8 protein-coding genes and 1 pseudogene are annotated in these 11386 nt (G+C 31.3%); 7 read left to right on the top strand and 2 right to left on the bottom strand.

What is annotated here, in order from left to right; genetic code table 11:
• The 5 genes from RXO53_RS06260 to RXO53_RS06240 all read left to right on the top strand — a co-directional run.
• Positions 1 to 2242, top strand: a 2242-nt coding sequence (locus tag RXO53_RS06260) for an ABC transporter substrate-binding protein (protein WP_410713389.1), incomplete at its 5' end; no start/stop codon positions are given.
• Positions 2243 to 2330: 88 nt separating this feature from the next.
• The gene (locus RXO53_RS06255; RefSeq protein ID WP_410713388.1) at positions 2331 to 3401 is read left to right on the top strand and encodes an ABC transporter permease; all 1071 of its coding nucleotides are present in this window, start codon (positions 2331 to 2333) and stop codon (positions 3399 to 3401) included.
• Between the two features lie 15 nt (positions 3402 to 3416).
• The gene (locus RXO53_RS06250; protein WP_410713387.1) at positions 3417 to 4316 is read left to right on the top strand and encodes an ABC transporter permease; all 900 of its coding nucleotides are present in this window, start codon (positions 3417 to 3419) and stop codon (positions 4314 to 4316) included.
• Complete coding sequence (locus RXO53_RS06245; RefSeq protein WP_410713386.1) at positions 4317 to 5702, top strand: ABC transporter ATP-binding protein; 1386 nt, start codon at positions 4317 to 4319, stop codon at positions 5700 to 5702.
• A complete protein-coding gene (locus RXO53_RS06240) occupies positions 5699 to 6970 on the top strand; it encodes an ABC transporter ATP-binding protein (protein WP_410713385.1) in 1272 nt (423 codons plus the stop codon). The genes RXO53_RS06245 and RXO53_RS06240 overlap by 4 nt, the downstream gene beginning before the upstream one ends.
• On the opposite strand, the gene RXO53_RS06235 is transcribed toward RXO53_RS06240, so the two are convergent.
• The gene (locus RXO53_RS06235; RefSeq protein WP_410713384.1) at positions 6967 to 8064 is read right to left on the bottom strand and encodes an ATP-NAD kinase family protein; all 1098 of its coding nucleotides are present in this window, start codon (positions 8062 to 8064) and stop codon (positions 6967 to 6969) included. The two genes, RXO53_RS06240 and RXO53_RS06235, sit on opposite strands and share 4 nt — an antisense overlap.
• Positions 8061 to 8621 (bottom strand): DUF309 domain-containing protein, encoded by a 561-nt coding sequence (locus tag RXO53_RS06230; protein WP_410713383.1) that lies wholly within the window; start codon positions 8619 to 8621, stop codon positions 8061 to 8063. The genes RXO53_RS06235 and RXO53_RS06230 overlap by 4 nt, the downstream gene beginning before the upstream one ends.
• Before the next feature lie 188 nt (positions 8622 to 8809).
• Here RXO53_RS06230 and RXO53_RS06225 point away from each other — a divergent pair, with 188 nt between their 5' ends.
• Positions 8810 to 10567: a hypothetical protein gene (locus RXO53_RS06225; RefSeq protein ID WP_410713382.1), complete on the top strand. Its 1758-nt coding sequence runs from the start codon at positions 8810 to 8812 to the stop codon at positions 10565 to 10567.
• A gap of 263 nt (positions 10568 to 10830) precedes the next feature.
• Positions 10831 to 11386: pseudogene (locus RXO53_RS06220) on the top strand (RNA-guided endonuclease TnpB family protein); the annotation flags it as partial.

Genomic DNA, 11386 nt, shown 5'->3' with positions numbered 1-11386 from the left:
AGTTACTGTTCCAACAATTACATTTAACATAAGCAAAAACCCAACAGCCCCAGTTTTCACAACAGGTGAAACAGTTTATTTATTAGGAGGTTTCTTACAGCCACCATCAGGTCAAAACATGACAATTTATGAGTATTTATGGAATTTTGGTAATGGACAAACACAAACAGTTATGGCAAATCAAACAACTTTCTTACCTGTTTTAAATCCAGTTAATGTTACATATAGTCAACCTGGATTATATGCAGTATCTTTAACAGTTATTACTAAAAACGTATCATCAGGGCAAACATATAATTATACTACATATCAAACAGTTGCTGTATCATCATCTACATCACCCTTCTCAATATATACTGCATCATTAAAGGTACCTAACCAAGGTACAATAATAGTTGCAGAAAACGTTCCTGGAGGACCATATAGCTTTGATCCTGATGTAGACTATGAAAGTGTAGGATTTGAAGTAATATCAAATATATTTGCGACATTGATTGTTTACAACGGTTCATCAACAACATCTTTCATACCTTACGCTGCTGCATATTTACCAACACAGCAAAATGGAGGCATAAATTCAAATTATACTGAATATACATTTAAGATAAGATCAGGCTTATACTTCTCAAATGGAGATCCTATAACGGCATATGATGTATGGTATTCAGTGATAAGAGACATGTTGTTTTCAGGAGGAGCTCCTGGCACACCAGGTTGGATATTAACCCAATATTTAATACCTAATTACACACCATTTACGTTCCCAGTAACTGCTCCAAACGATACTCAAGCATTTAATGAAATAATGAATGCTGTAACTTATAATAACCAAACAGATACAGTGACTTTCCATCTATATAGACCAACCGCTCCTCAATTCTTGTTTACAGCATTAGCAGACCCATTAGGTGCAGGTATTTTAGATGCCAAATGGTTAGAGCAAGTTGGTGCAGGTATTAATTTCACACCTGCAGGATTTTATCAATACGAACAACAAGCAAATGAAGGTAATTACAATACACAAGTTCAATGGTCTCCGGTAACATCAGGACCATATATGATTAAATCATATACACCAGGACAAAGTATTGTTTTAGCTCCAAATCCATACTTTAATGGAGTCCCCGGAATACCTAAACCAAATGACACTGTTATAATATATTGGGTTAAAGATCCAAACACTGCCTATGAAATGTTCTCATCTGGACAAGCTGATATAGTAACTGGTTTACCATCTAATTATATACCATTAGTAGAAAGTCTAGAATCATCAGGACAGGCATCAATGTATGAATTTCCAACATTATCAGAGTTTTTCTTCACATTTGTGGATAATATATCGCAATCTGCATTACATACATTAAATCCATCATATAGCATACCATCATATTACTTCGCAAATCCATTAGTTAGGAAAGCTTTTGCTTATGCTTTTAACTATACAGAATATTTAAATGATATAGTTGGTAACGTAAAGTATCATTTTGACTTCGCAAGTCCATATTGTGGAGTTATAATACCTGGTTTACCATATTATATACCTCCAAGTGAATTAACGGGTTGTCCAACGTTTAACTTAACTTATGCTAAACAATTAATGGAAGAATCAGGATATTATAACATATCAGTTAACTTCCCAATAATAGTATCAAGCGGTGATACTGTAGACTTCACTGCAGCAGCTATGTGGGCATCATTATTACATGAAATTGACCCATATATAACTGCTACACCATTATATGAACCATTCTCAACAATAATAAGCTATGAGGTACCTGGTGGAAACCCAATGCCAATTTATTATTTAGGATGGATAGCAGATTATCCATTGGCAAGCGATTTCGTTAACGCAATGTATTTGCAAGGAGGAACTTACCCTGCTCCTAATGGATGGAATGTATCATATTTTGAAAACCTAAGCAAATACTATGCTTCACAAGGAAATACATTTTTATCACAACTATATGCAAACGAATCACAACAATACAATGAATTAAACAATTTAATATTACAAGCAGATAATGCAGCTGAAGCAGGTAATACAACTTTAGCACAACAAGATTATAAACAAGCAGAACAAATAGCAATTAACCTATATCTATTTGTTTATACACAAATGCCTAATGAATATTGGATAATAAAGCCATACATGCACGGGTATAATAACCAGATAAGTTATGAAGAGAATCCAATGATTGGTGGCGCAGCAGACTCACTCTATTATTGGTGGGTTAAAGGATAAATATCGATATAAATAAATCTTTTTAAATCTAAACGATAACTTTTTTTCTTTTCTATTTCTTTTTAAACTCGAGAGTAGGTTTAATAGTGTGGGGGGATGGATTATAAAGCTCTGGCAGTACGCTTTGAGAAGAGTATTGCTGTTTATACCTACATTATTAGGGTTAACTATCATAGTATTTGTTTTAATCCACATAGGAGGAACAAACAAACTTCTAGCTATGTATCTTAGTCCAAGGTTAACTGGTGCTGCAAGACAACAAATAATAGCTGAACTAAATCAAAAATTCCATTTTAATGATCCCATTTATATACAATACTTTTACTGGTTAGCTCAAATATTCCAGGGAAATTGGGGAATAACAAACACTCCAATATTTAGTGGTCCAGTTACGCAAGCAATAGAAATATTTTTCCCAAATACATTAATTCTTACTATATTTGCTGCAATATTGATATGGTTAATCTCAATTCCTTTAGGGGTACATACTGCGGTTAATAGAGACAAGCCCTCTGATAATGTAATTAGGGTTGGAAGTCTTACTTTTTATGCTATGCCATGGTATTTAATAGGAATAATACTTATAATAATATTTGCAGTTTGGTTAAAAATATTGCCCATTGCAGGAACTGTGAATCCTAGTATGGTCTCAGATCTTTCATGGTATCATAATGGTATATCATATCCAACACATATATTGCTTATAGATGCATTAATACATGGGAACTTTATGGTTGCAGGTAATGCATTTTTGCATCTAATAATGCCATCTGTAACATTAGCGTTAGGAGTTATGGCAGCTCTTGTAAGGTTAATGAGGGGGACAATGCTAGAAACTTTAGATCAAGATTTTGTTAACTTTGCTAGAGCCAAAGGTGTTCCTGAAAAAGTTGTGATAAATTTGCATGCAAAGAACAATGCGCTTCTCCCTGTTATAACAAATTTTGGGTATCTGGTGGCAGGTCTTTTAGGTGGTGTAGTAGTAATTGAAGATGTTTTCTCTTATCCAGGTATTGGAATGTGGTTAACCGATGCTATGATAAACAATGACATGGGAGGAATTATGGGAGGTACCTTATTATTTGGAATAATATTGGTTGTAACCAGTTTAGCATTAGATTTAATCTACGCTAAAATAGATCCAAGGATAAGATATTGAGGTGAATTATGAAAGATGAGTAAAAATAGTAATGTTAAACCGGATCGTTTCAGAGAACTAAAGCTCTCTTTACAAGTATTTTTTTCAAATAAATCTGCTGTTGCTGGTTTGATAATCTTTCTATTTTATTTATTTGATGCTTTGATACTTCAATTTTTCCCTCAAATTTTGCCCTTTAAACATCCTTATCAATTGACACCTAATTATGCAAATCCTATACCAGAGCCGCCTTCATTAAAGCACCCATTTGGGACTACATACCCAGGGATAGATTTATTGAATGCTGTTATAAAATCTATAAGGCTTGACTTTTGGCTATCATTAGAGATAGTTATACCAGGTGCAATAATTGGATTAGTAATAGGGATAATAGCAACCTATTTTGGTGGATGGATAGACGAAGTTTTAATGAGAATAACTGATATAGTTTTCAGTATACCTTACTTAGTTTTAGCAATAGCTATAGGTTACGTTTTAGGTAGAACTCTGCAAAGTATGATGATAGCATTAATATTAGTTTGGTGGCCACTATATGCAAGGTATGCAAGGAGTGTTACGTTGGAGACAAAAGAATTAACTTTTATAGAAGCAGCAAGAGCAGCGGGCACCAGCAATTTGAAGATAATGTTTAAACACATACTTCCTAATTCATTGCCTCCAGTATTTGTTCAAATTTCATTGGATTTAGGAACTATAATGCTTACTATATCAGCATTGGCATTTATAGGTTTCTTGCCAGCGGCAAACTTACCCGAACTAGGATATTTAACTAGTTTAGGTTATGGGTACATACAAACAGCACCTTGGGCTATGATAATACCAGGTTTGTTTATAGTTTTATTTGCTTTAGCAGTAAACCTTATGGGTGATGGGTTTAGGGATGTTATCGATCCTAGGAGGAGGAGTGAGTTATAGATGGAATCAAATCAATTAAAAAGCAGTATAGCACCAATAGTTAAGGTTGAGGATTTTCATTTACATTATTATACTAGGAGAGGAGTTTACAAAGCATTAAACGGAGTCAATCTAGAAATAAGGAAAGGAGAGGTATTAGGAATAGCTGGAGAGAGTGGATGTGGAAAAAGTACATTAGGAAGAGCAATTATGGGTTTGATCCCTAGGAATGCAGCTGTTGTTGATGGTAGGATACTAATAAATGGAAAGGATTACTTAAAGCCATTAAAAGAATATTATAAGAATAACAAAAAATTCAAGCCATCTAAAAATGAAGATGTATTAAAAAAGGTAAATAATGAAATGTCTAAAATAAGAGGCCAAGAGATTTCCATGGTATTTCAGGAACCAATGACAACATTAAATCCTTTACTTCAAGTAGGATATCAGATTGCTGAAGTTCTGCTTTATCATAACCCTGGCCTATTAGCAAGTAGAAGGTTATCAAGGTCAAGGGCTAAAAAAGAGGATACAAAGGCAATAGTTAAAATATTAAAAGAAAATGGACCTAATGAAAAGTTTGAGCAGTATTTAAAAGAAAAGGATATTGTTGGTTTAGAAGATCAAATATTAGCTATCTGGAGAAGGAAGGATTTACATGATTTAAAAAAGGAACAAATGATAGAAAAACTGTGTTGCGAGCCAATAAGTTCTTTTGCCAAAAACTATTTAGAGAGAATAGAAAAGGAAAATAAATTACCTAATTTTTCGAAAATCCCAATAATAGGAAGAATTGTTAAAAAAGAATTAATTAAAGAAGGATATAAGAAAGCATCCGAATTTTTGGGTTTGTTAGGAATTCCTAATTCAGACAAGATAGTATATATGTATCCACACGAATTAAGTGGGGGTCAAAGACAAAGAATAGTTATAGCTACCGCAATGATTAATAGTCCTCAACTTGTTATACTTGATGAACCAACAAGTGCTTTAGATGTAACAATTCAAGCACAAATTCTTGAATTAATAAAAGAGTTAAAAGAGAGCATAAATTCATCATATATGTTTATATCACATGACTTATCAGTATTGGCAGAAGTATCTGATAGAATTGCAATAATGTATGCTGGGCAGGTTGTAGAAGTCGGCAATAAGGATTCTATATTTGATCAACCTAAACATCCTTATACCCAAATGCTAATGGAAGCTATACCAACTATTAAAGCTCACGAACTAAAGGCTATAAAAGGTGAAGTCCCAGACATGAGGAATCCTCCAAAGGGGTGTATGTTTAGGGATAGATGCCCGTATGCTATGCCAATATGTGCTGAAAAAAGACCAAGTTTAATAAAAATTGGAGAGGACCATTATGTTTCATGTTTTCTATATGAAGGTGATAGGTTATGATAATAGCAGCTAGAAATTTAAGTAAGTTTTTTGATGTTAAAGGAGTGAAAAACGCTAAGATTAGAGCAGTAGAAGATGTTAATATAGAAATAAAAGAAGGAGAAATAGTTGGTTTGGTTGGAGAAAGCGGTTCAGGAAAGTCTACTCTAGGCAGACTTTTGATTAGGTTAATTGAACCAACTTCTGGAGAAATTCTATATAATATACCTGATAAGGAATTAGATGAATTCGATATTGCCTTGAAAAACAAAGATGAAAGTGCAATCAAAAAAATTTTAGATAAATATTCTATTACTAAGCTGCATGGAAATGAATTAAAGAAATTTAGAAGAAATGTTGGAATAGTGTTTCAGGATCCGTATTCATCATTAAATCCAAGATTGAAAATTGAAGACATAATAGCTGAGCCAATAATAGAAACTGGATACTTAAATGGCAATGAAGCTAAAGAAAGAGTTTATGAATTATTGGACGAGGTTCAGTTACCAAGAGAATTCAGCTTCAGATATCCGCATGAATTAAGTGGAGGTCAAAGACAAAGAGTTGCATTAGCAAGAGGAATAGCGACCAATCCCAAATTGGTCATACTTGATGAACCAACAAGTGCTTTAGATGTATCTATACAAGCAGAAATTTTGGAATTGCTTAAAGATTTAAGGGAGAAATATAATATCTCTATGCTATTAATAACTCACAATATCTCTGTAGTATCCTATATGGCAGATAGGGTCTTTGTTATGTATGCGGGTAAAATTATGGAAAAAGGTACTAAAAACGATATTATTAAAAATCCTGAGCATCCATATACTCAGGCGTTAATATCTGCAGTTCCACAAATAAAGAGAACTAAGATGAGAATTGTATTAAAAGGCGATCCACCTAATTTAATTAATCCTCCAAAAGGATGCAGATTCCATCCAAGATGTCCTGTGGCATTACCAACGTGTGGTTGGACAGCGGATGAAGTTAAACCAACATTAGATTACCTAATTGATACAAAATATTTCACAGAATTTACAAATGCTAATATAGAAATCAAAAATGATTTGGAATTAATTGCAAATAATGTAGATATTAATAAATTAAAGGAAATAATAAATATTGAAAAAGAAAACTATAAACCTTTGTTGTCTATAAAAGATATTGTTCAAGAGAATGGATATGTAGCGTTGAAGTTATATCAGTATGAAACGCCTGAGCTAATTGAACTAGAAAATGGAAGAGAAGTTGAGTGCTTATTATTTTCTCAAAAAAGCAAAAATAGTTAAATTATTTTCATTATTTTCTCTTGTCTATATCCAACTATAATTTTTATATAGCCTCTAAGTAATTCATCAACTTTAGGATCCCCTGTATCGACAAAAAGATATTTTAGAGAATTAATTTTAGATCTAGTTGATATAACTATAATGTTTTCCCTTCCCACGAGTTTAATTACTTCTGGGCTTATTTGTTGATTTCCTCTTCCAAATAAAAAGCCTTGTCCACCAATGGGAGTTACTATTATATTAGACCTTTCATTGTTTATTAAATTTAAAATTTCTTTCTCATTTGCATCTCTTTTAATTATTTCATAGTTTTTAATAACATCAACTCCTAATAATGTTTTTTCAATACCAATTTTTTTAAAAACATTATATGTCGTGGAACCAGGACCAACTATATAAATTAAGTTAGGCAGCATAATTTCTTTTAGATAGTTTGATATTCCTTCTATTTCATCCTCATCTATACTGATAACAGCTTGCTTACCAGAAGCGACCATTCCATCTGACGAAAAAGATTTCATATAACCATACAGTCTGATTACTAGTTTATTTTTTCTAAATTCATCCTCATCTATATCGAGAACCTCCTTCAACTTTACATTTACATTTTTATAGTAGTAATTTTCTAGGGTTATAGCAGCGTCTCTTGGACTCTTAGCAAAAACAGCACTGTACATTTTAACTCCAGAGGGGATTCCAATAACAGGAACAGATTCTTTTATAGCATCATAAATATCTCTAGCAGTTCCATCACCTCCAGAAAATACTAAGACATCGATTTGATTACTCATTGTTTTGGCACAATTAATCGTATCATATTTATCGGTTTTAAATTCGCTGTGAGCACAATTAATAACCAAAAATTTTTTTATCTTACTCTGTCTTATCACATGTTCTCCCATAATTCCATTCGGTACTAAAAAAGTGAATTTATCGTATAGGTGTAAGTTGTTCAGAAATTCCATTGTTCTATTAATAGATATTGGATTTGCACCTAAAGCTATTGCTTTTTCATATAAATTCCCATCAGTACCCTTTAATCCAACCTTTCCTCCCATTCCTGCGATAGGATTTATTATTAGGCCTATTTTCATGTTTTCGGCCTCATATACTTTATTATTTGGTCAACATTAAGACATTTCGATGCATAAGTTCTTTGATTTGCAAAGATTAAATCTATTTGTTTTATTGCGCAATTTAGATCTATAAATTCATCACCACCAAGATCTTTTGTCATTTGAATTAAATTCATTGCAGCTCTTTTATCTCCTTCTTGTGCCTTTGCTAGAGCTCCAGCATATAAGACAAGAGATTGCAGCTTTTTTTCGTTGTATGATTTCCATGGATTTTCCATAAATGTATGCGCAAGCCAAAATAGTTCATTATCAAGAAATAATATAAAATCAGATAATTCTTTCCCTTTTTTAATTTCTGGTTCTCCAATAAAAATATCTAGTATTCTAGATCCGATTGATTTTGTTATCTTCTCTCTCAGCATCTTTGAATCCTTGCAAAATGCTACAACTTCTAAATGGGTTAAAGAAACCCTTATTGTATGGGGACATCCTAGATTGCTTAGTTTATCTTTTAAACTATTTAAATCATTAATGCTATATCCATTGTTTTCTATTACGTATAGTACCCTATCCATTTTTCTCCCTATAATTATATACAACTATAGTTTATATTAATTCTAATTTATATTTAATTTCATATTTAATAGTGAACCTTTTATATTAGCAAATCAATTTCTTTTAGTTTCAAAAGATTAGTTTCGCATATTTATTATTTTCGAGTAAGGTCTCTTTTAAAATACGTTTATTATTTAGGGGGGATTCGTTGAGAAGAAATTTAAGTGAAATGGTTGGAAGTATTATAGTTTTAACGATTGTATTGGTATCTTTAACATTTTTTTATAATTTTTATCTAAAGGACATTAATGAATCATATAAAATTATGAACATATATCAAAAAAGGATTTTTGAGACCTATGACCCTCCTTTGATGAGTATGATTTATAATAGCAGTGGCCTTTATTTATTAATAGAAAGCTACTATCCCATAAATTTATCATATATGCTCATTGTGTTAGGAAATCAAGAAATTATAAAACCAATAAACCTATATACCAAATTTAGCGTTATTCCATTAATAAAAGATTATAACTGCACACAAAATGTTTCTGTATTTTTAGTTACTGACCATGGAACTATAATAACATACGATCCTTACTACGATCCAAGTCTTAACAAAATTCTAACGAATCCTAGCCTTGATTATTTTTCTTGCAGGTTTTTAGCAAGTAATGTTTCTCTGGAAAAAAATTATGATAAAGACTCAAGTACATTATTTAACAATTCTTATTTTGTATCATTTACTCCTCCAAACGTAAATTATTATTATGTTAACATTACAAAGCAATTTAACATTAATGTAAGTGGAAACATTAATAATAATTTGAATATCACATTTAATATCAATAGAACGAAATTTTACATCAATAATAATGGCATGATATATCTTGGCAGTTACTATATTAATAATACGAAATTAGAATTGTTTGCAGGAGTTTATTATAGTAATCAAAATTGTGTTATTTATGTATATATTTATTCAAATAATACAGCATTTTATTTAATTAAGGGTAATATAAGAGGGAATATTGTTTTTACTGCTTCTGTATTTTTAATGCCTATAACTTCAAATAACGCTCCTATATTGTCTTTGTATGGGAACATAAATAATTATACTGGTACATTAAATTATACCAATACTCTAATTAACGGTAATAATAATCAGGCAACATATGTAGGTGCAGGAGAATTAAATGGATATACTATAACCTCTGGACCTCTAGTTTTTTATTATTCAAATATTGGGTTGTCTCAATCGTTTAACATAAATATATCTCTTGAACTAGAAAAACTATACAAATATAATTATACTAAATCATATTTTTTGCTTCCACACTACAATTATATTGAGTATAAATTACTATTATCAAATCAGAGTCCCAGTATTACATATAACCTGCATAAAGCGATTTCTATTATGAATTTTCAATACCCAGAGTTAGTGTTTAATACTTCTTTTGGAAATATATCAAGAATCATTGATAATAGCTTTCACATTTTTCAGGCAAAGTATTATAATTCTTATCTTGTTTATTTTCCTTACTTAATTTATTATTATGATTCTATACCAGCTTTTACTCTAAAAAATACAAATGGTTTAAAATATTATTTAATTTTACATCCAGCTAATGTATCCCCATTTATATTGAATCCGATTATGATTGCTAATATAAATAATTATTTTTATTTTACTTCTAACAACAATTATAATCCTAAAATATATTATTCAGGTATAGATATTAACCAGAGCATTATTTACAATTTTATTAATGGAATTGCATATAATACTAATTGCAATCAAAATATATTCTTCAATTTGATTGCAAATAACGGAGAATTTTTAATAGAAAACGAATATATTTACGGTAAAAATTTTACTGCGAACTTGAATAATGGATTGTATGCCTATGTTTGTTTTAACAATTTAACTTATGATTCTGTAAATCTCGCGTATTTCTCATAAATGACCTCCTCCGCACCTTGAAGGGAGAGAGTTCTTTAGGGCGGATCATAGGTTTGTAATTTACCACCTTCATTTTCATCACTTCATAGTTAGTGTGTAGAGATTTCTCTATACTTCCCGGTCTGAAGAATTACAAGTTTAATGTACCCTTCTTACCATAGCTCTGTAAAGTACGGTATGATAAAGCGAACGGCAAACCTCGCCCCTTCTAGAAGGGTAAATTTTTAAATCAAAAATACTATTTCTATTTGAGATGCTTTTAGATGCCTTCGTCTGGTCAACTCTTAAAACATGAGGAGCGGGAGCCGATTTCTCCAGCAATACCAGATGAAGGCATCTACGAAGTTAATTATACAAATAAGAGAACAAATGTAGTACGCCTTCTTCCAAATGGTTTTCAGGAAAGGAAGCTCAGAAGGCTAGCTAATATCTCATCAAAGCTCTTCAATGAGTTGAACTATGAGAGGAGGCAACAGTTCTTTCATGAAAAGAAAGTGGACTTCAATAAAACATGGGATAAATACTACAAAAAATATAAAAAGTATTTAGGAGTTAATGCTCAAGCAGTTATGCAGAAGAATAATGAAGCTTGGTCATCTTTCTTTTCTTTAATAAAGAAAAAAAGGAAAACTACAAAATCGTATTAAACATATAAAACCACCAGGATATTGGATTGATAAAGATACTAAGAAGAGGAAGCTTTTACTTGTTATTAGACAAGATATGAAATAGATGGAGTTAATCATAAAATTATTCTAAAAGATTTCAAAATGGAAATAGATTTTGCTGGTAGGTTAAGGTGGTATGGTAAGCAAGGTA

Source organism: Caldisphaera sp., from assembly GCF_046536515.1.
In the GTDB taxonomy this organism is placed as follows: Archaea; Thermoproteota; Thermoprotei_A; order Sulfolobales; family Acidilobaceae; genus Caldisphaera.
This window is presented reverse-complemented; position numbering and strand designations above follow the sequence as displayed.